General features: G+C 47.9%; 21 protein-coding genes. 10 read left to right on the top strand and 11 right to left on the bottom strand.

Translation table 11 applies throughout. The features are described 5' to 3' along the window. Nucleotides 1-66: 66 nt before the first annotated feature. The 4 genes from cysT to QUA80_RS14405 all read left to right on the top strand — a co-directional run bounded on the left by cysT (nucleotide 67) and on the right by QUA80_RS14405 (nucleotide 8,425). Nucleotides 67-927 (top strand): sulfate ABC transporter permease subunit CysT, encoded by an 861-nt coding sequence (gene cysT, locus QUA80_RS14420; protein ID WP_333425521.1) that lies wholly within the window; start codon nucleotides 67-69, stop codon nucleotides 925-927. Then, on the top strand, nucleotides 917-1,792 hold the full coding sequence (gene cysW / locus QUA80_RS14415; RefSeq protein WP_333425519.1) for a sulfate ABC transporter permease subunit CysW: 876 nt from the start codon (nucleotides 917-919) through the stop codon (nucleotides 1,790-1,792). Before cysT ends, cysW begins: the two co-directional genes overlap by 11 nt. An 83-nt stretch (nucleotides 1,793-1,875) precedes the next feature. Next, entirely contained in the window at nucleotides 1,876-2,235 is a 360-nt protein-coding gene (locus tag QUA80_RS14410) for an NIL domain-containing protein (RefSeq protein WP_333425518.1), read from the top strand. Between the two features lie 868 nt (nucleotides 2,236-3,103). Continuing rightward, entirely contained in the window at nucleotides 3,104-8,425 is a 5,322-nt protein-coding gene (locus QUA80_RS14405; protein WP_333425516.1) for a DUF4347 domain-containing protein, read from the top strand. 145 nt (nucleotides 8,426-8,570) lie between these two features. Here the strand turns inward: QUA80_RS14405 and QUA80_RS14400 are convergent, their stop codons facing one another. Beyond that, on the bottom strand, nucleotides 8,571-8,951 hold the full coding sequence (locus QUA80_RS14400) for a cytochrome c (RefSeq protein ID WP_333425514.1): 381 nt from the start codon (nucleotides 8,949-8,951) through the stop codon (nucleotides 8,571-8,573). Nucleotides 8,952-9,131: 180 nt separating this feature from the next. Here QUA80_RS14400 and petG point away from each other — a divergent pair, with 180 nt between their 5' ends. Beyond that, nucleotides 9,132-9,251, top strand: a complete 120-nt coding sequence (gene petG / locus QUA80_RS14395) for a cytochrome b6-f complex subunit V (RefSeq protein WP_015174208.1) — start codon at nucleotides 9,132-9,134, stop codon at nucleotides 9,249-9,251. 135 nt (nucleotides 9,252-9,386) lie between these two features. Here the strand turns inward: petG and QUA80_RS14390 are convergent, their stop codons facing one another. The 8 genes from QUA80_RS14390 to QUA80_RS14355 all read right to left on the bottom strand — a co-directional run bounded on the left by QUA80_RS14390 (nucleotide 9,387) and on the right by QUA80_RS14355 (nucleotide 18,091). Continuing rightward, on the bottom strand, nucleotides 9,387-10,469 hold the full coding sequence (locus QUA80_RS14390; RefSeq protein ID WP_333425512.1) for a glycosyltransferase family 1 protein: 1,083 nt from the start codon (nucleotides 10,467-10,469) through the stop codon (nucleotides 9,387-9,389). Nucleotides 10,470-10,562: 93 nt separating this feature from the next. Further along, nucleotides 10,563-11,633: a glycosyltransferase family 1 protein gene (locus QUA80_RS14385; protein WP_333425510.1), complete on the bottom strand. Its 1,071-nt coding sequence runs from the start codon at nucleotides 11,631-11,633 to the stop codon at nucleotides 10,563-10,565. A gap of 247 nt (nucleotides 11,634-11,880) precedes the next feature. Continuing rightward, complete coding sequence (locus QUA80_RS14380) at nucleotides 11,881-14,001, bottom strand: glycosyltransferase (RefSeq protein ID WP_333425508.1); 2,121 nt, start codon at nucleotides 13,999-14,001, stop codon at nucleotides 11,881-11,883. A 221-nt stretch (nucleotides 14,002-14,222) separates the two neighbouring features. Next, nucleotides 14,223-14,804, bottom strand: a complete 582-nt coding sequence (locus tag QUA80_RS14375; RefSeq protein WP_333425506.1) for a hypothetical protein — start codon at nucleotides 14,802-14,804, stop codon at nucleotides 14,223-14,225. A gap of 156 nt (nucleotides 14,805-14,960) precedes the next feature. Then, nucleotides 14,961-16,034: a glucose-1-phosphate thymidylyltransferase gene (locus tag QUA80_RS14370; protein ID WP_333425504.1), complete on the bottom strand. Its 1,074-nt coding sequence runs from the start codon at nucleotides 16,032-16,034 to the stop codon at nucleotides 14,961-14,963. A gap of 289 nt (nucleotides 16,035-16,323) precedes the next feature. After that, nucleotides 16,324-17,034 (bottom strand): M15 family metallopeptidase, encoded by a 711-nt coding sequence (locus QUA80_RS14365; protein WP_333425502.1) that lies wholly within the window; start codon nucleotides 17,032-17,034, stop codon nucleotides 16,324-16,326. A gap of 111 nt (nucleotides 17,035-17,145) precedes the next feature. Beyond that, nucleotides 17,146-17,304, bottom strand: coding sequence for a DUF433 domain-containing protein (locus QUA80_RS14360; RefSeq protein ID WP_333425500.1), 159 nt, complete (start codon nucleotides 17,302-17,304; stop codon nucleotides 17,146-17,148). A gap of 124 nt (nucleotides 17,305-17,428) precedes the next feature. Next, nucleotides 17,429-18,091, bottom strand: coding sequence for a class I SAM-dependent methyltransferase (locus tag QUA80_RS14355; RefSeq protein WP_333425498.1), 663 nt, complete (start codon nucleotides 18,089-18,091; stop codon nucleotides 17,429-17,431). Between the two features lie 706 nt (nucleotides 18,092-18,797). Between QUA80_RS14355 and QUA80_RS14350 the strand changes: the two genes are divergently transcribed. Continuing rightward, nucleotides 18,798-19,268, top strand: coding sequence for a MarR family transcriptional regulator (locus QUA80_RS14350; protein ID WP_333425496.1), 471 nt, complete (start codon nucleotides 18,798-18,800; stop codon nucleotides 19,266-19,268). 163 nt (nucleotides 19,269-19,431) lie between these two features. Beyond that, nucleotides 19,432-21,114 (top strand): HlyD family efflux transporter periplasmic adaptor subunit, encoded by a 1,683-nt coding sequence (locus QUA80_RS14345; protein ID WP_333425494.1) that lies wholly within the window; start codon nucleotides 19,432-19,434, stop codon nucleotides 21,112-21,114. Between the two features lie 64 nt (nucleotides 21,115-21,178). Here the strand turns inward: QUA80_RS14345 and QUA80_RS14340 are convergent, their stop codons facing one another. Further along, nucleotides 21,179-21,664 carry a GNAT family N-acetyltransferase gene (locus QUA80_RS14340; RefSeq protein ID WP_333425492.1) on the bottom strand — a complete coding sequence of 162 codons (486 nt, stop codon included), beginning with the start codon at nucleotides 21,662-21,664 and terminating at the stop codon, nucleotides 21,179-21,181. Nucleotides 21,665-21,877: 213 nt separating this feature from the next. Here QUA80_RS14340 and QUA80_RS14335 point away from each other — a divergent pair, with 213 nt between their 5' ends. Continuing rightward, nucleotides 21,878-22,324 (top strand): HlyD family secretion protein, encoded by a 447-nt coding sequence (locus tag QUA80_RS14335; protein WP_333425580.1) that lies wholly within the window; start codon nucleotides 21,878-21,880, stop codon nucleotides 22,322-22,324. 446 nt (nucleotides 22,325-22,770) lie between these two features. Here QUA80_RS14335 and QUA80_RS14330 read toward each other — a convergent pair whose 3' ends face one another. Continuing rightward, complete coding sequence (locus QUA80_RS14330; protein WP_333425490.1) at nucleotides 22,771-23,226, bottom strand: GNAT family N-acetyltransferase; 456 nt, start codon at nucleotides 23,224-23,226, stop codon at nucleotides 22,771-22,773. A 51-nt stretch (nucleotides 23,227-23,277) separates the two neighbouring features. Here QUA80_RS14330 and QUA80_RS14325 point away from each other — a divergent pair, with 51 nt between their 5' ends. Beyond that, nucleotides 23,278-23,379, top strand: coding sequence for a tyrosine-type recombinase/integrase (locus QUA80_RS14325; protein ID WP_445302236.1), 102 nt, complete (start codon nucleotides 23,278-23,280; stop codon nucleotides 23,377-23,379). Between the two features lie 467 nt (nucleotides 23,380-23,846). Then, nucleotides 23,847-23,984 carry a 50S ribosomal protein L34 gene (gene rpmH, locus QUA80_RS14320; protein ID WP_015174196.1) on the top strand — a complete coding sequence of 46 codons (138 nt, stop codon included), beginning with the start codon at nucleotides 23,847-23,849 and terminating at the stop codon, nucleotides 23,982-23,984. Nucleotides 23,985-24,002: the final 18 nt, after the last annotated feature.

The following is a 24,002-nucleotide window of genomic DNA, read 5'->3' as shown; positions in this document are numbered from 1 at the left end:
GACTTCCCCGAAGTTGTCGGGGCTCTAAAAGATTCACTCTTCTTGACAACTCAAAACTATTCACTTATGGCTGTATCATCTCCAACCAGCAACCTTCAATCTCCCATCGAAAATATCAAAAGGGCGATCGGCAAAATCACATTACCTTGGGGAATCACCCTGGGCTACCTCAGCTTAATGCTATTGCTCCCAGTTGCAGCAATGCTGCTGAAAGCCAGCACAGCAAACCCCGCCGAATTTTGGGCAATTGCCACCAGTCCGATCGCCATTTCCGCCTACGATGTTACCTTCTTTACCGCATTAATGGCGGCATTAATTAACGGAGTATTCGGCACATTAATTGCCTGGGTATTAGTCCGCTACGACTTTCCCTTAAAACGGGTTGTCGATGCAGCAGTCGATTTACCTTTTGCACTGCCCACCTCCGTCGCCGGTTTAACCCTCGCCACAGTTTACAGCGATAACGGCTGGATCGGCGGGCTGTTTGCACCCTTGGGAATCAAGATCTCATTTACTCGCTTGGGCGTAGGAATAGCCATGATATTTATTTCCTTGCCCTTTATCGTGCGGACTGTACAGCCAGTTTTAAACGAAATGGAAAAAGACATCGAAGAAGCAGCTTGGTGCTTGGGTGCTTCTCAATTTCAAACCTTCTGGCGAGTAGTTTTACCACCGCTATTTCCGTCTATTTTAACCGGCATTGCCCTCGGATTTTCGCGAGCGGTTGGCGAGTATGGCTCTACTGTAATTGTAGCTTCTAACATACCCTTCAAAGATTTAATCGCGCCAGTATTAATTTTTCAAAGATTGGAACAGTACGACTATGCAGGAGCAACAGTTATCGGCACTATTCTGTTAGCTATTTCCCTGGCAATGCTGTTCGCAATTAATCTATTACAAGCATGGAGAAGACGCTATGACGGCTAATATCAATTCACCCGCTGATTACAAATTTCCACCTGCGGGTTCTAGTCCGAGTCACGAGAAAGTCTGGGTAAAACCAACTTTAATCGGAATTGCGAGCGGCTATCTTGCTCTGGTCTTATTTATCCCCATGCTCAACGTTTTTTACCAAGCGTTCAGAAAAGGATTTGAGCCATTTTTGTCTAACTTAACCTCGCCCGATTTTCTGCACGCAGCGCAGCTTACCTTGGTGATTTCTCTGATAGTTGTGCCTGTAAATACAATCTTCGGTTTGTGTGCAGCCTGGGTAATCGGTCGCAACAAATTTCGGGGCCGCACGCTATTAATCAGCATTTTAGACGTGCCTTTTGCCATATCTCCCGTAGTTGCAGGTTTAATGATTGTACTGCTTTACGGTCGGCTGGGATGGTTCGGCTCTTGGCTGGAGGCAGCCAATATCAAGGTTATTTTTGCATTCCCTGGAATGGTACTGGCTACTGCTTTTGTTACCTTGCCTTTTGTGGCCCGCGAAGTGATTCCTGTTTTGGAAGAAGTGGGAACAGATCAAGAAGAAGCGGCGAAAACTTTGGGAGCAAATGACTGGCAAATTTTCTGGAATGTCACCCTTCCCAGTATTCGCTGGGGATTGCTTTACGGAGTAATTTTGACCAATGCTAGAGCAATGGGAGAATTTGGAGCCGTCTCTGTGGTATCCGGAAATATTGCTAAAAAAACGCAAACTTTGCCTTTGTTTGTAGAGGATGCTTACAAGCAGTATGCGACACAAGCCGCATTTTCAGCGGCGGTAATTCTAGGTTTTTTAGGAGTTATTACCCTTGTGCTTAAGGAGATTTTAGAACGAAAAACTAGCATTAAAGAAGTTGAATAACAGTCGTTTGTCATGTGTCATTAAGTCTGTAGGTATGCAGCGTACACCTCATCCCTGAAACCAGTCAATATTAGGAGGCCCAAATGTTAGATCACAACAGTAGCGAATCTAAATTTGAGGGTATAGGCGATTTTCACAAAACCCAAGAATCAGACCTTCCCAAATCTGAGAATGGCGACAACAGACAAACTCAAACCCGAATTCGGATTCGGATTCCTAAAGAATACCATCAGGAACCAGTCATTTCTCACCTGATTTCTGAATACGGTTTGACTGTTAATTTTAATGCTGCGTTTTTGGGTGTCAAAACTTTAGATGACGGTTGGTTTGATTTGGAACTTAACGGTACAAGTAAACAGATTGAAACCGCTCTGATGTATCTCAATGATTTAGATGTGGAAATCTGGAGCAATTCCAATAATCCCGATGAAGAAACTTGGTAATTAGTCACTCTAGGAGGCAGAAACCGGGAATAGGAAAGAAAATTCTGCGTTTTCCAGAATTTTCTTTCCTATTCCCGGTTTATTGAGTCTAATAGTCTCCTGGAATGAATGTTGCTCATGAGTCAGTATTCCTCTGTCATATCTATTCCTTTAAAATAACCGTTATCACGTTTGTAGTAAGGAATGCAAGTCCTGTGAGTTTGATGAGGACTTGCATTTCTTACTACAAATCACTGTGATTGCGGTTGTTCGATCGCACATACATACCATTCAGCAGCTAACCGCTACCAAATAATATCAGCTTACAGCTACAGTCAGGGATGCAAAAACTCGGTTTCTTCACCTAATTTGGTCATATACCCTCAAACGCGACAAGGAGAAACGGGGTTTTTTAAGGAAGCGTGCGTTCAAGACTCAGCTAATAACGGTGACTGAGGACTACTGAGTAATACGACTTACGCAAGGAATCATTTTTTACACTATCTGTAGTGATAAGGCGCGCAGTACGCACCTACAGGTAGATTCTGCGCGTCAGTCCTGACTAACAAAGATCGATCGCCATCCGTTTATTTGATTGACAATTTTTATAATATCTGATATTCTTTCCATCTCTGGTATATCAAAAAACAGAGCGCCAGTCTTCTCCAACTTTATTTGTAACAGCCGGAACAATATCTCCCTTTAAAACTTCTCAACAATCAAACTAACTCAGTTAGGGGAAGGGAGCATAAAAAAAGATTTTTGTCAAGATTTAATTGAGGTGAAAGTTAGGGGCGATCGACTCTCCTCCGCACCGGAAAAAGATCGCTCGCTGCTGCGGTTGGTTTGTGCTATGAATTTGATGTGTGTGTACTAGGAGAATTCGATCGTGGAACTTTATAAAGAACCGAAACACCAGATAGTTTTTGCAGATTCAAAAGTTACAGATTGCGAAAGTTTAACAGAAACGGCCAATCCCAATACAGAAATTGTTATTCTGAAAGCCGATCGCGACGGCATCGAGCAAATCGCCGAAACACTTAAACAGCGACAAAACATTGCAGCCGTCCACATTTTATCTCACGGCGCAGCAGCCAGCTTGCAACTGGGGGGAACAGAACTCAATCTCAGCAACATTGAAAGCTACCGCAATTATTTAGAAACATGGTTTGCTTTGCCAGCAGCCGAAGCAAACTCGAACTCTCCAATTACAGCTAAACCCGAAATTCTGCTTTACGGTTGCAACGTCGCCGCCGGAGAAGTCGGTGTCGCCTTCATCCAAAGGCTGAGCCAGCTAACGGGGGCAAATATTGCCGCTTCAGACAACTTGACCGGGAGTGCCGCCTTGGGTGGAGACTGGGAACTCGAAGTAACTACCGGCAACATAGAAACACCTTTAGCATTTTCTGCTGAGGCGAGGGAAGCCTACAGCGCAGTTTTAGTCGCCACATTTGGCGAACTGCAAGATGCCATAACTCTGGCTAACGCTTTGCCCAATGCAGACACGATTCCCATCACCGGCAACATCACCTTCGGGCCCGGACAGGTTCTGCCCAGGATTTCCACCCCCATCACTTTTACTGGTGGAGGTTTCACCCTAAATCTCGGCAATAACCGGGGCTTCTTCATCGACAGCGCCGGCAGCGCAGTCACATTTTCCAACCTCACAATTACCGGGGGCCGATCGACAGGCGCTGCCGGCACAGGCGGCGGTGGGGGTGCTGCCGGCATGGGCGGCGCACTATTTATCAATAGCGGCACTGTCACAGTTAACAGCGTGACCTTTACTGGCAACAGCGCTACGGGCGGCGCGGGCGGCGCTGCCCCCGTCGCTCCCGCCACCGCAGGGCCTGGCGGCAACACCGATTTTGCCGATCTCTTTCCCTTCGTGTCCGCAGGCGGCCCCGGTCAAACTGGACTCACCGGCTTGCAAAGCATCGGCGGTGATGGCGGCCCCGGCGGTACGGGGGGTGATGGCGGCGCGGGCAGTGGCGGATTGCCCGGTACGGGTCTTAACGGCGGCCCCGGAGGCCCCGGCGGTACGGGCGGTGCTGGTACCGGGGGAACTAACGGCGGTACGGGCGGTGCTGGCGGCGCTGGCGGTACGGGCGGATTCGGAGGAGGAGGAGGCGGCGGCGGCGCTGGCGGCGCTGGTGGCGTCGCCGGCAGTGGCACAGCAGGTGCAGCCGGCCCTGGGGGCATTGGCGGCGCTGCCGGTTTCGGAGGAGGAGGAGGCGGCGGCGGTGGCGGTGTTGGCGGCAACGGCGGTGTCGGGGGCTTCGGAGGCGGCGGCGGCTTCGGTACCGCAGGCGGAGCCAGCACGACAGTGGGAGCTTTCACCCCGGGCGGAGCAGGCAGCCCAGCCGGTGGCGGCGGCGGTGCTGGTTTGGGAGGCGCAATTTTTGTTAATAGTGGCAGTTTGACCCTGAACAACAGCACTTTGTTCAGCAACACAGCAACGGGAGGTGCTGCTGGTGGTGCGGGGGCTGCACCTGGCCAGGGCGCGGGGGCCGCGATTTTTGTCAACAGCGGCGCTACTGCAACTCTGACTAACAACACCATCACTGCTAACACTGCTACTGCTACTGCTCCTGCTGTTGCTGTCGGCGGGGGCATTGCTACTAATGGCGGTACTGTGAATGTCAGAAATTCGATCGTCGCGGGGAATTTGGGCGGCGCGAATCCTGACGTGTTCGGAACATCTTTCGCTGCCACCAGTATCCGCAATTTGATCGGGAACGTTACTGGCAGCAATTTACCTGTCGCCCAGCAACTGACGGTTCCTATAGGAAATGTCATCGCACCTGCAGCAGGATTGAACCAAGCTACAGGCGTTCCCGTGACTTATGCTTTGGTTGACAGCACTGCGACACTTAATCCCGCGATCGACGGCGGGGATGCCGCGGCTGCGGCTGCCGCCGGCGCGACTGACCAACGGAGTACGGGCTTTCCCCGGACGATCGGCACTGCTGTTGATATCGGGGCTTACGAGTACGGCCCGATCGTCACTGGCCTTAAATATAACGATGTTAACGGTGACGGCGTTCGGCAGGTGGCAACTGAACCGGGCCTCCCGGGCTGGGTGATTTCTATAGGCACCAAGAGCGCTACCACCGCAGCCGACGGCACTTATACCCTGCGCGACGTAAAAACAGCTACTCCGATTACAGAAGCGCCGCCCGCTGGAACCCCTGCGACTGCTTGGGTGCAGACTGTCGGCCCGACTCCGGCAAATACGGGTATTGTTAATGTCACAGGTGCCAACTTCGGTAATTTCCAGAAAACATCGATCGCAGGCAAAACCTACACCGATCTTGCGGGGAACGGCTTTACTCCCGACGACACTACACTAAACGGCGTCACCGTCAACTTATACAAAGACACCAACGGCAATGGCACGCTAGAAGTCGGCACAGATACTGTTGTCGGGACTGCCCAAACAACTGCCGGAGCCGGAGATTACACATTCTCCGATATCGGCCCGGGCAATTACCTGATACAAGCCACTCCTCCAGCCAACTCCAGCATCTCTTTCCCCGCTGGCGTAATTCTCGTTAGCGCCCAAAGCGGTACTGCTGTCACCGCTCAAAACTTCGGCGTTTTCCAAAACATCACTGTCAGCGGCACCAAATTCACCGACCTCACAGGCAACGGCTTCACTGCTGACGACACGCCCCTCAACGGTACTACCGTTCGCTTGTTGAAGGATACTAACAATAACAGCACTTTAGATACCGGCGACGCCGAAGTCGCCAGTCAAGTTACCGGAACAGCGCCTGCGGCTCCAGGTACTTATAGCTTTACCAACGTCGGCAGCGGTCGTTACTTTGTGAGAGAAGACGTACCGACTAATTCCTCACAAACCGCCGGTCCGGCTTTTTATACAATTAACCCGGTCAGCGGCACAAATATTACAGCTCAAAACTTCGGCAACTTCCAGCTAGGCAAAATCAGGGGGATCAAATTTAATGACCTCAACAAAAATGGCATCCAAGATGCGCCAGCAGAACAACCGCTAGGAGGCTGGACAATCTACGTGGATGCCAACAATAACGGCACCTTCGATCCTGATGAAGAAAGCGAAATCACCGATGCTACGGGTCAGTATGAGATCGACGACCTTAAAGCCGGCACTTATACAGTGCGGGAAGTGCCACAAACTGGCTGGACGCAAACTGCGCCTCCAGTCAACCCAGCGACGCCTACTCTTTCAGGCGCGTTTACGATCGCCGTCACCAGCGGCACAGACTCCCAAAACAACAATTTCGGCAACTTCAAGCCCAACTCGATTAGTGGTCTGAAGTTCAATGACATCAACAACAACCGGGTACAAGATACCGGGGAACTAGGGCTTGCCAACTGGCAATTCTTCCTCGATACCAACAACAACGGTACTCTCGACACCGGGGAACCGAACACCCTCACCGATGTCGCGGGCAACTACAAATTCATCGATTTGTCAGCCGGAACCTATAAGGTGCGGGAAGTCTTGCAGCCTACTTGGACGCAAACTACCGCCAACCCCGCCGACATCACTGTCACCAGCGGCCAAGACATCGTTAACATCAACTTCGGCAACTTCCAGTCGAGCACCATCAGCGGTCAAAAATTTAATGACCTCAACAACAACGGCGTTAAGGATGCCGGAGAATTGGGGCTAGCTAACTGGCAAATATTCCTCGACAGTATCACTCCGGATGGATTGTTTCAGCAGGGCGAACCCACTACCATCACCGATGCCGCGGGCAACTACACTCTTAAGGACATACCCGCAGGTACTTTCCAGGTAAGGGAAGTTCAGCAAAACGGCTGGACGCAGACGACCCCCAACCCCGCCCCCGTTACGGTAAAAGGTGGAGATAACATCACGGGCATTGACTTCGGCAACTTCCTGCCCCAACCGGGGGCGATCCGAGGTCTGAAGTTCCAAGACAGCAACAACAACGGCACTCAGGATGCTGGAGAACCGGGTTTGCCCAATTTCCAAATTCAGTTAACCAATGTTGTAGCTGGAACTGCTCCTGCTCCTGTTACTACTACCACAGACAACAGCGGCAACTACCTGTTCGCGAACCTAGCGCCGGGAACCTACCGCGTCAGAGAAGTCAACCAAACTGGGTTCACCCAAAGCACAACCCAACCGGACGACATCACCCTAACTTCGGGTGCTATTGTCAGCGGCATCAACTTCGGGAACTTCCCGACGCCGACGCCGACGCCGACACCGACGCCGACGCCGACACCGCCTGGAACGACACCGACGCCCGCACCTGTACCGACACCGACACCGACCCCTGAACCGACACCGACGCCTGCACCGACGCCTGCACCGACGCCTGCACCTGCACCTGTACCGACGCCTGCACCGACGCCTGCACCGACGCCGACGCCTGCACCTGTACCGACGCCGACACCTGCACCTGTACCGACAGATTTGGTTTGCCCTCAGGACTTCCCCAGGATTGTCGCTCCCAATTTGCCCCCCAGTCCGACCGGGGGTAATGTGATAAACGGCCCTAACGGCGACGATACGATCGTGGGTACTGCCGGCACTGACTCTATCTTCGGATTGGGCGGCAACGATTTGATCTTTGGCTTACAGGGTGGCGACTATATCAATGGCAATACGGCCAACGATACTATCTACGGAGGCATCGATAACGATACTCTCTTCGGCGGCAAAGGCTTTGACTTGATTTTTGGCGATCGCGCTAACGATACCATTTATGGCAATCTTGGCAACGACTCGCTCTCTGGCGACCAAGGCAATGACCTGCTGTACGGGGGCAAAGCCGATGACGTAATTTTGGGAGGCGCTGGCGAGGACGTGCTAATTGGCGATCGAGGCAATGACACTCTTTGCGGCAACGACGGTAACAATACCTTAATCGGCGGCAGCGGCGATGATGTGCTCTTTGGCGGCAGCGGCGATGACTTGCTCTTTGGCGGCCCTGGCAGCGATACTCTCGTCGGCGGCAGCAGCAATGGCTTTATCTTGGCAGCCGGCGGGGAAACTGACACTATTATCAACTTCACGGGAGGTGTTGATGAGTTCGTCTTGGTGGGAGGCTTGGACTTCAATCAACTGTCATTTACCGAAATTAGTGGCTCCACGGCGATCGGAATCGCGGGCAGCAACCAGATTTTGGCTCTAGTGACGGGCGTGCTGCCGAGCCAGTTATCCGCTCAAAGTTTTAGCTTGCTGGTTTAGTCGGCAGATCAAACTCGGCAGTTGAAACCGATCCTAAACTTGCCTCTGGTCCCAACAGAGAAGGACTAACCGAAAGCTGAGCCTCGAAACTCATGCTTCGAGGCTCAGCCAAAGAAGGGGAACGAATTCCGTTCCCCTTCTTTGGTCAAAGTTGTTCTAGATACTTCAGCAAGTCTGCCATTTCTTGCGGACTCGGCTGAAACTGGGGCATTGGTGGGGTTTGCCCGCTGGTAACTTGGCGGATCAGATCGAATTCGGATTTTCGCTCGGACACTCCGTGCAAGTTGGGCCCGACTTGACTGTCTGAAACGGATATGTGACACCCCGCACAGTTCATTTGAAAGATGGCGGAACCCTGAAACGGGTTGCCCGTGAGGGACAGGACGCTTTTGACGTAAGGATCGGCGACTTGAAACTGACGAATTGCGATCGCCGCCAAGATGATGGCAAGCAACACCACTAGCGCAAATATGGCAAGTCGCTCGATCGGGTTTTTAATTTCATTCCTGGCAAATTGGTTATTCAAAGGAGTTCAATTAAAAATAGTATCTACAAGAAAATTTATTTCTCATAACATAGCTTAATCGTTCGCAGCGGGGAGAGCAAGGTCTGATATTCCCGGAATGGCGTTTTTGGGAAAATTCATCTGTGTAAGTGCTGGTAATATTAAAAATAGGTTGTTAAATCTTAACTTTAAGGAGATCTCATGGTAGAACCGCTGCTTTCAGGTATTGTTCTGGGTCTAATCTTTGTTACTCTGTCGGGGCTGTTTTTTGCTGCTTATCAGCAGTACAAGCGTGGCGATCAGTTGGGTATCAATAAGTAAAAGGGGCTACAGTCCCTAACTTAGGCTGGCAGGAGGAGTGGGAATTGGGAATTGGGCATGGGGCATGGGGCATGGGGCATTAATCTACCTACTGACTTCTTTCTTCTTCCCTCTTCCCTCTTCCTTATTCCTTGGTTAAAGATATCGATCGAGAATAGCAGCAGTTTCCAGGCCTGTTTTTTCCCAGCTAAATAGTTTTGCTCTGGCTAAACCGAGCTCCCGCAAGTGCGATCGAACTTTGGCATCCACTGCAAGCTCTTGCATAGCAGAGGCAATTTCCTCGACGCTGTAGGGGTTGACTAACAATGCTGCACCCCCCGCCACTTCTGGCATTGAAGACAGGTTAGAGGTGATTACAGGAGTGCCGCAGGCCATTGCTTCGAGCACGGGGAGCCCGAATCCTTCCCAAAGACTGGGGAAAACCAGGGCGATCGCTTGGTTGATGACTTTGGGCAAGTCGGCTGCAGGAATGTAGTCTAAGAATTTTACTCGATCGACCAATCCCAATTCTTGAACCTGCGCCTTCAGCAGCGGCGTATAGCGTTTGTCTTCCGCACCTGCTATCCACAATTCGTACTCGGAATTATCAGCCAAAGCAGCAAAGGCTGCTACAACTCGCTGCAAGTTTTTATAAGGATTGTGGCGGCCTATATAAATAAAATAATTGCTGGTTGGTAAGTCTAGAAAACGGAAAAAACTGGTATCGTACCCGGGGAAAATTGGCGTAATTAAATTAGTAGGAATCTTACAAAAATTAGCGATATCGTTGGCAGTTGATTCTGAGTCGCAGATGACGTGTTGAGCCTGCCGGATCGCTTGGGGAATGTAATAGCGGTGGTAAGGTGTCAGAGGATCGAAGCGGCGGGGAAATCGCAGCGCTATCAAGTCATGTACTGTAATTATATAGCGGCAACCTGTAAATAGAGGAGCTTCCGGAATTGGGGAAAATAACAGGTTAGATTTTAGCTGTTTGTAAATTTTGGGGAGTTGGGTTTGCGTCCACAGCAATCGGTTGACGTGTCCTTTGGTTCCTTGTTCTGGTGTTAGGTTTGCGGGGATTTGGTAGCAGTTGTTATTGGGAAATTTTTCTGCTGTTAGTAATGTTGGATTGAGGGATTTTAGGTGGGGAAATAGGTTTTTGGCGTAGATGGCTAAGCCGGTTGGTTTGGAAATTAGGAAGGAGAGGTTGATGAGCAGGTTGGATTGGGGATGGGGCATGGGATAATAGTAGATTGCGGTTTTTGGGTGGGAATTTTTTTAACCGCAGAGGGCGCAGAGGACGCAGAGAGGAGAAAGGAAGAGAGGGAAGATTTAAAGATATTGCTGTAAGATGTTGGCGGTTGCTGTTCCGGTTTTGTTCCAGCTAAATTGAGCCGATCGCGCTAAACTAGCTGTTTTTAAGTTCGATCGCACTTGTGAATCTGTAGCTAGTGTTTGCATGGCTTCGGCTATTTCTCCGACGCTGTAAGGATTGACTAATAGTGCGGCATCTCCGGCTACTTCTGGCATCGATGACAGGTTGGATGTGATGACGGGTGTGCCGCAAGCCATTGCTTCTAAAATTGGTAAGCCGAATCCTTCCCAGAGTGTGGGAAAAACTAGGGCGATCGCCTGATTCATCAGTACGGGCAATCGATCGTAGGGAACGTAACCGAGAAACTTTACCAAAGATTGTAAACCTAATTGTTCAACTTGTGCTGTCAACTGCGGCGTGTAGGCATTGGGAGGGCCAGCTAGCCACAATTCGCAATTTGCGCGATCGGGCAAACTCGCAAATGCAGCAATTAATCTTTCTAAGTTTTTGTAAGGATCGTGTCTGCCGGTATAAAGAAAATAATTTTTGGTTGGCAAGTCGAGATATCTAAAATTAATATTATCGCAAGCTAGGGGAATTGCGGTCATCTTTTTAGGCGGAATTTGGAAAAAGTTAGCAACATCTGCCGCCGTTGCTTGAGAATCGCAAATAATGTGTTCTGCTTGCCGCAAAACCTGCGGTATGTAGTAGCGGAAATAAGCTGTTAAACGAGACAAGCGTTTGGGAAATCGCAAAGGAATTAAATCGTGAACAGTGACGATGTAGCGGCAGTCAGAATACAAAGGTGCTTCGGGAATTGGGGAAAATATCAGGCTTGACTGCAATTCTTTATAAATTTTTGGCAATTTGAATTGAGTCCACAGCAGCCTGTTAACTTGTCCTTTCGGCCCTCGATCCGGAGTCAGAGTTTCTGGGATTTGATAGCAAGTATAATTGTCAATTTGCTGGGAAGCAAGTAATGTGGGTTCTAGCTGTTGCAGTTGCGGGAAAAGATTAGCTGCATAAGTTCCGATTCCCGTTGGTTCAGGAGTTAAAAAGGACAAATTGATTAACAGTGAATTAGACATGATTTTATGTAACAGAAGTTCTCGCAATTGTAGGGGCGGGTTTTACCAATAATAATTGCCTAAAGCCCATAATCTCCTAAACCCGACCCACCCAACGAAGCATCAAAATGTACATTTTTATGGTTGCACAGAAGTCAGATTTCATGTAAGTTATTGGCGGTGTAGGGCGGGTTTATATAAATTGTTTGTAATTATTAAATATTGTTGGTAAAACCCGCCCCTACGCAATTTATCGATCGCGATCGCTCTAGAGCATTTGAGCTATATCGGCAGGATTCGGCAGCCGAATTGTAGCATATTCTTGGTGAATAATCTCAAAAAAACTCTTGACTTTTTTGTCGAAACGTGCAAGTCTAAAGTTCTGGCTGCGCTGCTGTGCACCAGCTTGAAGTTTTGCTAGCAAATCGGGATTAACAATTAGTTGATGTGAATGTTGGCAAAGTTCCTCAACGGTATTGAACAAAAAGCCCGATCGCCCGTGTTCGACAATTTCGGGTTGGCCGCCACCGTTGAAAACAATAGGAGCACAACTATTTTGCATGGCTTCGACAGTCGCCATCCCGAAATGCTCAAATCTTTGAGGATTGACTTCACCCAAACCGCAGGCGTGCCAGAATATGCTAGCTGTAGCATAAAGCGATTTTACCTCATCAAAGTCAGCATTGACTTTTAGCTCGATCGCCCTTGAATCTTGCTTCAATAAATTCTGAACCGTCTTTAAATAAGGATTTTTTGGAATGCTGCTTCCGGCTAAAACTAGCCGCCATTCTTGAAATTCTTCAGGATAATCTGCTAGCAAACTGCGGAAAGCTTTAATTAGTTCAATTTGCTTTTTTGTTCCCCCGGCTTCAAACTGTCCCACAGCCAAAATTATTTTTTCTTTCGGCACTTTAACTGTTGCCATTTCTATCGGCGGATAAAGCATAAAAGTTGGCTGTAGGTTCCAGCGTTTCTCCAACCACTTAACAGTAAATTGACTGTTTGCAATAATAAAAGTGTAATCATCTACAGCAAAGTGACGGTTGCGGAAGGTATTGGGAAAGTGGCAGAAAAATAGTGATATCGGCGACAGCGGTTTAACTTTTTCCAGTTGGTTGGCGTTGATAAAAATATCGTAGTTTTTGCTTTCTCTGGCAATTTCATCAAAGGGATTTTCCATATCTTCCACGATGATGCTGGAATCGATGCACTGCATTCCGCGTTTCTCGTAAAACGCCAAGGGCATAATTTTAATTTTGCACTCTGAAAGGTTGAGTCCGTACCACGATTCTAAGTCAGAAACAGCAACTGGTTTGTTGGCAATAAAAGTAATGTCAAATTTATTTTGCAGCAGCGAGGCGATGGTAGCGACGTATTTTTGACCGCCGCCGATAAAATGCAGTCCGTGATCGTAAATGGCGATCGACATTTTGCGATCGCCCCGAACCACCTGCAACCGAGATAAAATGCGATCGACCTTCATCCGACTGTAAATCACTGCCAACTTTTCCGACAACTGCGGAATTACAGTTTCGATGATTTCCGGTTTTTGATAATCTAGAAGTTTTTTAATCGCTACAAATAAACTCTCGAACAGCAAATCGTACTGCTTGTTAGTAAAAAAATCAGAAGTGTGAATTGCTTTGACTAATTGCAAAGGTTCGTGTTTCGCCAAATACAAAAACCGATTTCGGTTGCAGAAATACTCGGTAAGTTTGCTGCCTTTACTCGAACCCCGATACTCGTGATGGGCGATCGCTGCGGGAGTATAAAGCATTTTCCAACCGCGTTTGTGGCAGCGTTTGGCAAACTCTACATCTTCAAAATACATCACAAAATCTTCATCTATCGGCCCGACATCTTCCAGACATTCTCTGCGGAAAAGCACCGCCGCCCAACAAAGCCCTTCGACTTCCCGTTCTGTATCGTACTGTCCCGCATCTTTCTCGCCAAAGCCGACATCTTGCCAATAAAAATTAGGTAATTGCTGAATACCTGCGCTGTTAATCCGCCCGTCTTTAAACAGCAATTTGCCGCTAGTCGCACCGATTTTCTGATTAGTTTCTAGCAGTTTGACAAGTATCTCTAACCAGCGACTGTCAAGGGTAGCATCGTTATTTAGAAAGCCGATATATTGCCCTTTTGCTTCGCTGATGCCGAGGTTGATAGCTTTCGCAAAGTTGTTTGCCGAATTGACAAAAATGCGGACTTTCGGAAATAGTTCGCGCAGGGAATTAACGGAATCGTCTTGAGAACAATTATCAATTACAATTAAATCTAGCTGCTGTTCGGGATACGCAAGTTTTTGTAGAGATTTTAAGCAATCTTTCGTGTGGCGCAAACCGTTATAGTTGACTATAATTAACGAGCATATTGGCAGTACAATCATTCGATTTTAGATTTTAGATTTTAGATTTTAGATTTAGTAATTGAAGGATTGAAGGATTGAAGGATTTTCAATTTTTGATTGAAAAATTGAAAAATTTTCGATTGGGAATTTGGGATTTTAGATTGAGGGATTGAAGAATTTTATATTTTTGATTGAAGCATTGCTCTCGCGAATTAATTTGGGGCCTTGTGACTGAATTATTTTGGGTCATCTTGGATGCTTTATTTTTGTCGATCGAGCAATTGAGCCGTAATCTTCTCTAAAATAGCAGTATGTTGCTGCTGTACTGCTTTAATTTGCTCTATTTCTGACTGAAAGGCTGCGATCGCATTTTGTTGAGTCTCAAGCTGTCCTGTAACTTCTGGAGATCCGCTGCTGAATTCCGCTTGAATTTTTTTCTCTAGGCTTTGTTGATTTTCTTGCAATTTTTGCAATTGAATGCTCAATGTTTGAACTACGCGGGTATTAGCGAAATTATAAATTACTTGTCGTTCGAGTACGGGCCTGAGCAATTTTCGGACTATTTTTCTAACGGCGATGACTGCGGAACCCAGCCGCCTTTGGTAAGAGGTAATGGGGATGTTATAAATGTCAAAACCCGCCTTTAACAGGGCGATGTCTTCGTCATCTTCATTTTGGGCGTGAAGCGAAGCTATCCCGTTCCCCGCAGGGGTTCCCGAAGGGTAGGGAATCGCACTATTTTCTGTTCCCGACAGCGGCGGCTCAGCAATACCAATTCGCGGCTCCAAAGTTTGCCGCAATCTATCTATGATTTGTTGAGTTGGTATTTCTTCGTACTGCAAACTTTACTCTCCTTTAGATAACTTAGTATGATGTGTTATGGAACAGGCATCTTGGCTGTTTGAGGGCGGGCAGGATGCCCAACCCCTACTCCCCACAAGAAAATTTATCTCTTGTTAAATCAAGATTATTGCTTCCGATTTTGGCAATATCTCAATTTAAGCTAACTCAACTTGACTGTCATCACCAATCATAAAGCGCAGAGCTTTTGGACGAGCCGGTGCATTGGTGAGTTGAGCTCGCTGCCCGATCACGCTGTCAACAATTCGCTGGTGAATGGCAACTATTTTCGCCCCTTGCAATATTACGCTGTGTTCGATATCAACATCAATCATCGTCACGCGATCGGCAACACTGCTGTAAGGCCCGATAAAGCAATTTTCTATGCGGCAATTTTCCCCAATTACTACTGGCCCGCGAACTGTAGAATTAATTACCTCCGTTCCTTCCCCTATTTGGACTCGCCCGATAATTTGACTTTTGGCGTCTACTTTTAATTCAGTTGAAGCTACGATACGGCTATCTAAAATGATTTGGTTTGCACTCAGCAAATCGTCTTTTTTCCCCGTATCCAGCCACCAACCCTCTAAATTGCAGGCTTCTACGTGTTTTTCCTGATTGATGAGCTGTTGAATGGCATCGGTAATTTCGAGTTCGCCCCGGGGCGAAGGTTGAATTTGATCGATCGCCTCGTGGATAGTAGGAGAAAAAAAGTAAATTCCCACCAGTGCTAAATTTGACGGCGGAACTTTTGGTTTTTCTACTAACTGCAAAACTCGCCCGGTATCATCAACTTTTGCAACACCGAAAGCAGAGGGATTGGGAACTGGACGCAGCATAATCAGAGCGTCTAGTTTTTGCTTGTTAAAAATCTGTAAAAACGGATCTAGCTGATTTTGAATTAAGTTATCTCCCAAATACATAATAAACGGAGAATCGCCCAAAAATGGTCTGGCAACTTTCACCGCGTGAGCGAGTCCCGCCGGCTCTGCTTGCAAAATATAAGTAATTTTTGCACCGAAGCGAGATCCATCTCCTGTTTTTGTCTTCACCTCTTCCCCGGTTTCGGGACTAATAATAATCCCAATATCCGTAATCCCAGCCGCCACAATTCCTTCAATTCCGTACCACAGTATCGGCTTATTTGCTACAGGAACCAATTGCTTAGCACCCGTATAGGTGAGGGGACGCAAGCGTGTTCCTTTGCCGCCAGAGAGGATGAGTGCTTTCATGGGGTGAACTCTAAGTTATCCTTTAGGGTTTGCGGTGCTGGCTTGATTTGCCTGCACTTGTTCGCTCTTGTTGATTTTAAAACACTCCTACCCCGCTGGCAATAGTTGTCGTGTCTGATGATACAAATTATTTATGGCGATCGAGCTTTTATAGTCCTGGACGCATAGAGCGTCATAAACCTGGTTTATTGCCCGAGAAAACACCTAAAATTTCAGGTTTTTGGTCAATAAACCTGGTTGGTTTCTCAAGGTTGCGAGTGCGCCAGTCCAGATTTAATTGCGTACCGTTTTAATAGCGGCCGTATCGGGCAATCAATTGATTACCACTATTTTTTTTATTTGTCAACCAAGCCCACATCTGATCGCCGAGACAAAAATGCCACCATTCGTTAGGATGTTGCTGAAAACCCGCATTTATCATCGCATTTTTTAAGGTTTGCCTGTGACGGTTATATTTCTGTTCTTGTGGGTGATTGCTGTTAGCAAAATAATCGGGATAAGAACATTCTGATATTTCATCAATTGGAGAACCCATATCAATTAGCCGATTATTTTCATCCACTAAAGTTACATCTAAAGCTGCACCTGTACTGTGAGGGGGAGGCGTCGCGCGATCGAGGCTCGGTACTGCCCAAAATTGATATACGTGTTCTATAATCACTTGGCGTTTGTCTTCCGAAACCGGAAATTCGCAGCCTTGAGCTAGGGCAATTTGATTAAAAGTATAATCCACCATAAATTGCTGGACTTCCACCGGCCGATAAGCGTCAAATATCAGAATTTTCCAATTAGGGTGATTTTGTTGTAGCTGGGTTTTAGCGGCGATTAAACTATCTACAACTCCTTGCCGCAAATAGTAAGGGGAATCTGCTTTGCTGTTGTGATAGGGTGCGCCCAACTTTTGATAAGGGTGCGGGATTTCAAAGGCAAAATGTTCTGTTGGAATGGGGACTAAAGGTTCGCCGCATTCGTCGATAGCTATTTGCTGGTATGGTTTCATATCCAGGTTTTACCCTACTTTAGGATTACTGATGAACTACAATACTCAGTATATGCTTTTCACTTGAGTCCGTCGCGCTGCAAATAGCAAAGCATTTAGAATATCCTCATGTTATAAATTTTGAGATTCATCTATAATTTCTTTAGCATTCATACCAGAACTCAGTAATTCTTGAATTAACTCTACTGGATATCGGAGACCGCGAATATAGGGTTTTCCGTGACAAATATTTGGAGCGAGTGTGAGGCGCTGCAAGAGCTGGGTTTCCATATTTTAGGAGCAAATATTAAATATATCCTAACCTAAAGAGCGTAGCTTTCGATCGGTTTGTAGGAAAGACTTTAGTGCTTTCAATCTCCACCTAAAGTCCTAAAGTCTTTACTGCCAAAAAATCCTAACTTTGGCGGTAAGCAACTACCGCATAAAACGGATCGCCGCTTCCTATTCGCAGCATTTGCATAAAACTCGGCAAGTTAGGCTTGCGAACTATTACTTCCGGCTTGCTAAATCCTGGTATGTTCGCTCCTTTGACAGAATCAAAGTAACCCTTGACTAATTCTACCCGATCGCCCTCCGAACCTTCCCGCCAAGCCGCGATCGCCTTTTGATAAAACATCCGGTTGGAAAAGCTCACAATTGCTACGCCACCTGGCTTCAAAATTCGGTGAATCTCCGCAAAAATTGCATCCGGGTATTGCAAATACTGTACCGAAACGCAGTTGACAACCGCGTCAAACTCTGCATCCGGCAAAGGCAATTTGGGATTTGCGTTCAAATTCTGCACGAAATAATGATTTAGTCTGGGATTTTTTCCCAACTCTTCTTCATTCATGCCGTGCCCTTCAATATGGGCAAATTCCATCTCGTCTGGCAAGTGAGAAACCCAACTGCTCATCATATCAAAAATCCGAGTATTCGGTTTCAGCCGTTCCCGATACAAATCGGTTAGTTGCTGAATGAATCCCTCGTCTACGTGAGTCACAAACCGGGGATATGAGTAGAACAAATTGTCGTCCGTATCGTCTAACTTGGTGCGTTTGTCGGCTGGAAGCAACATAAATTCTGATGGGAAAGTAGATTTACCCTTTCTAGTTTAAGAAAAATTAAGAAATGTAAACACACCTCGCAGGGCGGACATCCGGCTTGCAGGGTAATGTTCGATCGCGCGATCGATAATTCTGTCGAAAGCTACACATCCTCCGCAGCGCCACAGTCTGCAAGTCTAGGCGCGAGTCAGCCAGGGACTTAAGTCCCTGGCTTACAGCTAAAGTCCACTTAAAGTGGACTAATATCATGTCCGGTTGAATAGCGATCGTACCTTTTTTTTCTTCGACTATGCTCTATACCCTATGCCCGCGGAGGCCTATGCCCGTATAAGTTTGATCAGTAATTAACCGGACTTGATATAAAAAGCAGTGGCAGTCTCGATCGAACGATAGAGCATCCCATCAGTTAAGCTTGAATTTTTTAGTAGGTTTCAACTGAGATCTTGCACCATTCTCAATTAGCCGTAGGGGCGGGTTCGCCAACAGCCTTAAAGCTTGCAAATAGCTTCTATAAACCCGCCCGACTAAAAATCCTCTTATTGATTTTGCTGCAAGATGTCAGTTTCAACCTACTTCAGCTTTTAGCCTGGGACTTAAGTCCCATAGGGATTCCCGGTTTTAGCATAGCTGTCGGCCTCAAAAAATCTGCTTGCGCCCCCTTGACAAAATCCCAAAAAACATCATACTCTAATAATACGCACGCTAACTAATAAGCAGATGGTTATTACATCCACTGTCGATCGTATAAATCTAGCTCAGTGGCACGAAGTTCTCGCCCCCCAAAGCCTGGGCTACCGGATCAAACTGCTGGGGCAGCTAAGCAGCCGCCGACTGCAAGAGGTACTCGAACCCTTTGGGCTGACGCCTTTTCACTGGCTGGTACTGTGTTGCTTGTGGCAAGAAGACGGTTTGCCGACTTCCAGCATTGGCGACAAACTGCAACAGGTAGGCGGGACGCTGACAGGCGTGCTCGATCGCATGGAAGAAAGAGGCCTAGTCCGCCGGGAGAGAGATTGTCGCGATCGCCGGATTTGGCGCATTTGGCTGACAGACTCCGGCACGGAACTGCAAGAGGTATTGCCCCCGCTGGTAGCTGCAATTAGAGATCGAGCTTTCGATGGCATTCCAGAGGCCGATCGAGAACTCTTTTCCCAAATGATCGATCGGGCGATCGTCAATCTCTCCTAAACCGACAAATCGCTCTTTTGAGTGAAGCGCAGCAGCATCTACCTCCACTACATTACAAATCATCGCAAAATACTACGCATTCTTAAAACAAGCAGTCTTACTAAATAAAAACTACGTACCCTAAACAAACGACATCTTACTAAACTATCAGGAGTCAAATACAATGAAAGGCACAAACGAAATCAACCCAGCAGAATTCAACGGCAACGTTAACGGCAAAGCAGTCGCCGTATTAGAAAAGCCGATAGACGACACCCAAGCTAAAAGCCTGCCAGTAATCCCCGCCCCAGAAACAGAAATCAGCACCCCCGCCGATGTCAAAACAGACGCAGAAACAGAACTGCAAGCACCCCTACCGGGGGCTGCAACACCCAAGAAAAAGTCCAAGAAACCGCTGATTTTCGCAGCGCTGGGCCTAGGGGCGATCGCTGCAGGCAGCTTCGGCTACCGCTACTGGCAATACGCCTCCATCCACCAAGAAACCGAAAACGCCACAGTAGCCGGACACATCCACCAAATCAGCAGCCGCGTCAACGGTACTGTCAGCGAAGTCTTGGTAGAAGACAACCAACAAGTAAAACCCGGACAACTGCTGATCGAACTCGACCCCCGCGACTACCAAGTTAAAGTCCAACAAGCCCAAGCAGCCTTAGAAAACGCCCGCCGCCAAGCCGAAGCAGCCGAAGCCAATATTTCCCTAGCCTCTCAAACCAGCCAAGGCAAAACAGCCCAAGCCCAAGGAGATATCAGCGGTGCAAACGCTGCGATTTCCACCGCCCAAGCAGCACTCAGAGAAGCCCAGGAAGGCGTACCCGCAGCAGAAGCCACCGTTGCTGAAGCCGAAGCCGGCGTACCCGCAGCCCAAGCCAAAGTCGCCCAAGCCGAAGCCGGCATTCCTCAAGCCCAAGCCAAAGTGACGGAAGCCGAAGCCGGCATTGCCGCAGCGCAAGCTCAGCTAGTACAAGCGCAAGCCAACCTAGTCAAGACGCAAGCTGATTATAAACGGTACGAAAGCTTGCAGGCAGAAGGTGCGATCGCCCGCCAGCAGCTAGACGCAGCCAGAGCCGCCTACGAAGTAGCCCAAGGCCAAACCACCGCAGCCCAACAAGGAATTGCCCAAGCCAGAGCGCGCTTAGCCCAAGCCAAGGAAGGCGTAACCGCAGCCCAAGCAGCAGTAGCCCAAGCTCGAGAAGGGGTAAAACAAGCTCAATCCCAAGTAGCGCGCGCCCAAGTCGGTGTCGCCAGCGCTCGAGCTAAAGTCGCCCTAGCGCAAGAAGGTATCAGCACCGCCGAAGCCAAACTTGCTGCATCAAAGGGCGGATTGCAACAGGCTCAAGCTACGGGCGAACAAACTAAAGTCAGCCGATCGCAGTATGATGCTGCTAAAGCTGCGATCGGGCAATCGGAAGCCGCAGTTAAAGACGCTCAACTGCAACTTTCCTACACGAACATTACTGCTCCCGCCGCCGGACAAATCGGCCGCAAATCCGTTGAAGTCGGGCAGCGGGTGCAGCCGGGAACTCCGTTAATGGCTATAGTAAGTAACGATTTGTGGGTAATTGCTAACTTCAAAGAAACGCAACTGGCAAACATGAAACCCGGTCAAAAAGTAGAAATCAAATTAGATGCTTTTGGTGGTCGCAAGTTTGAGGGTCATCTCGATAGTTTCTCCCCTGCTTCTGGCGCTCAATTCTCCTTATTGCCTCCCGATAACGCTACGGGCAATTTCACCAAAGTAGTGCAGCGGATTCCTGTCAAAGTTGTGTTCGATCCTGAAAGCATTAAAGGCTACGAATCGCGGATTGCACCGGGGATGTCTGCTACGGTAAATGTTGAACTCAAATAAGCGAAGAACCCGGATGTTGACACGGAATTACGCAGTTTCTTGCTCGTCTTCCATCCCTGCGGATCTAAAGCTTCTTGAAGTATCTGGCGACTGGTAACACCTCGAAGCCCACCTTTTCATAGGTACGACGCGCTCTTTCATGACCGGGATCGCCTCCGGTCTCAACCATAGCCACAGACATCCCAGCATCTTTCATCCAAGAGAGAGCAAATTCTATCAGAGCGGTGCCAATCCCTTGACCTTGAAAGTCTGGATCGACAGCAACCATGTAGATTTCACCCATAATGTCCTCCGAGTGTAGTTTTACGGCTACAAAGCCCACGGTTGAACTAGCGTCGATCGCAACCCATACATTTGTGTCCTCCGCAGCGCAGACATCCTCGACAGCCTTTTGTTGGCTCACGCGCCAATGATCGGGATAGAATGCCCGGTAGACATCAGCGTTCAACACGTTCTCAATCGAATCAAAGACCGGAGCCCATGCTCGCAGCGAAAGACGAATGACTGCATCAAGTTGATGAGGGTCGTAAGGTTCAATTCGGATTTCCATATTAACTCCAGGTCGGAAGTCTTAGCTGATATTTTACCGGGTATGACGATCGTCCTGGCAATATCATCCGTGTCTCCGTGCTATCCGTGTCGTGCTGTTGTTCTGTTTTGTCTAATAGACATCTCCAGAAAAGCCAGCTTTGAACAGGCATCCTGCCTGTTCCACAATAAAATTATTGGAGATATCTAATAGATATGTTTACGGAAAAAATAACTGACCTGCTCCTATGCGGTTAAAGACGCTCAACTGCAACTTTCCTACACGAACATTACTGCACCCGCCGGACAAATCGGCCGCAAATCCGTTGAAGTCGGGCAGCGGGTGCAGCCGGGAACTCCGTTAATGGCGATCGTCAGTAACGATTTGCGGGTAGTTGCTAACTTCAAAGAAACGCAACTGGCAAATATGAAACCCGGTCAAAAAGTAGAAATCAAATTAGATGCTTTTGGTGGCCGCAAATTTGAGGGTCATCTCGATAGTTTCTCCCCTGCTTCTGGCGCTCAATTCTCCTTATTGCCTCCCGATAATGCTACGGGGAATTTCACCAAAGTTGTGCAGCGGATTCCTGTCAAAGTTGTGTTTGATGCCCAAAGCATTAAAGGCTATGAATCGCGGATTGCACCGGGGATGTCTGCTACGGTAAATGTTGAACTCAAATAAGGGAAGAAGACGGAGGAATTTAGAAGCCTGGGATTGGATTTTTTGTGAATAGAAGAGGAAATCCCAGACTTCTGGGAGTTTGAGAAGTTTGAAAAGTCTGGGATTTGATTTTTTTCAGTTAAGGGCGAGCGCCCTTGCAATATCATCTTAGAAAGTTAGGGATATAGTAGTGAAAACAAAACCGAAATCTCGTCCACCAGCTCGAACACGGGTTGTTGCTTTGTGATAAGTGGCGATCTATCTGAGCTGTGTACTGCCCCAACTCAGAAACGAAGGGAGATAACCGTGCCCATCACCTAGCGCTAGTAACTTTGAACACTCGTACATAACCTTGTACGGTCAGGTGCAGGGGCGTTGTTAGGCGGCATCGGCAAAACACAAGCAAGCAGCGAGAGTTATGAGAGTATTCAGCCCGCTTAAGGCAGGGGTTCTAGACGTTGATCTACCTACAACTCGATAGTCATGAATACACTGAAAGAGTTATCTTCGTAGTCAGCGAAGGGTTGGCATCGAGTAAAACCAAAACGCTCATAGAGCAACCTTGCAGGTTGAAACGCATCTGTTGACCCGGTTTCTAGGTTCACGCGTTCGTACCGTCGGCGTTTTGCTTCGTCAAGGATGTGCTCTAGCAACTTAGTGGCGACACCCTTCCTCAAGTGTGCTTTGGAGGTTCTCATTGACTTGATTTCGCCCCATCGCGAATCCAACTCCTTCAAGGCTCCACAGCCCATCAATTCGCTAGACTCTCTAACAGTCCAGAAAGTAACTGACTTCGCCCTAAGTCCGTCCAGATCTAGAGCATGAACGCTCCCTGGGGGCGAGTGCTCTCGCATATCCGCCAAGTGTTCATGTAGTAGGGCGTGCACGTCCGGGTTCGTAAGGTCTTCGATTTCTATCTGCATTTTTGATGCTGGGTTACAATATACTCTGGGTCATAGTTTTGCCACGCACATATTAGATACGATATTCGTACTGTACAGGAGTTCCTCGGACACAAAGATGTGCAAATGACCATGATTTATACTCACGTATTAAATCGAGGTGGGTGGGGGTGAAAAGTCCACTCGATCGATGAGAAAGAGCGGAGCTGACTCTTATGGTATAACTTCATTAGATACTACCATGACAATACTGGGATCGTGGCGGCGATTGCGTTAACAGTGTCTTAGCTGCGAGGAGCTGATGTTTTTGGTTAAGGGCGATAGAACTTTTTTCAGCAACTACATCATGCTCGCTCGTATATCCCAATCATTTCTTTTTAGACCCTCGATCAACAATCGGCGCAAAATTTTTAAAGCTTCTTATTAACACATTGTTTTTCCAATATCGAATTCTTTCCGTAATGCTGTCAATAGAAGTCGGCGTTATAGCCTTTACCAATCATTCAAGGCTGCGATCGCAACTTCAGTCTTACTCTCATTTCAAATCGGAAAAATTTTATTGCCAAAAAAACAACTCTATGGTAAACTAGAAGATTGTGAATATTAATCAAAAGTAAAGTAACAAACCCGGAGAAATCAAAATGACACAGCAAACCCTGCACGGAACCAGCCGCAAAAGAAAAAGAACATCCGGTTTTCGCGCCAGAATGCGTACCGTAACCGGTCGATTGGTAATCAAAGCCCGCCGCAGCAAAGGTCGCCACCGCCTCGCAGTCTAGCACTGCATCAAGGTTGAG

It is taken from the genome of Microcoleus sp. F4-D5, from assembly GCF_036704885.1.
GTDB lineage: Bacteria > Cyanobacteriota > Cyanobacteriia > Cyanobacteriales > Microcoleaceae > Microcoleus.
This window is presented reverse-complemented; position numbering and strand designations above follow the sequence as displayed.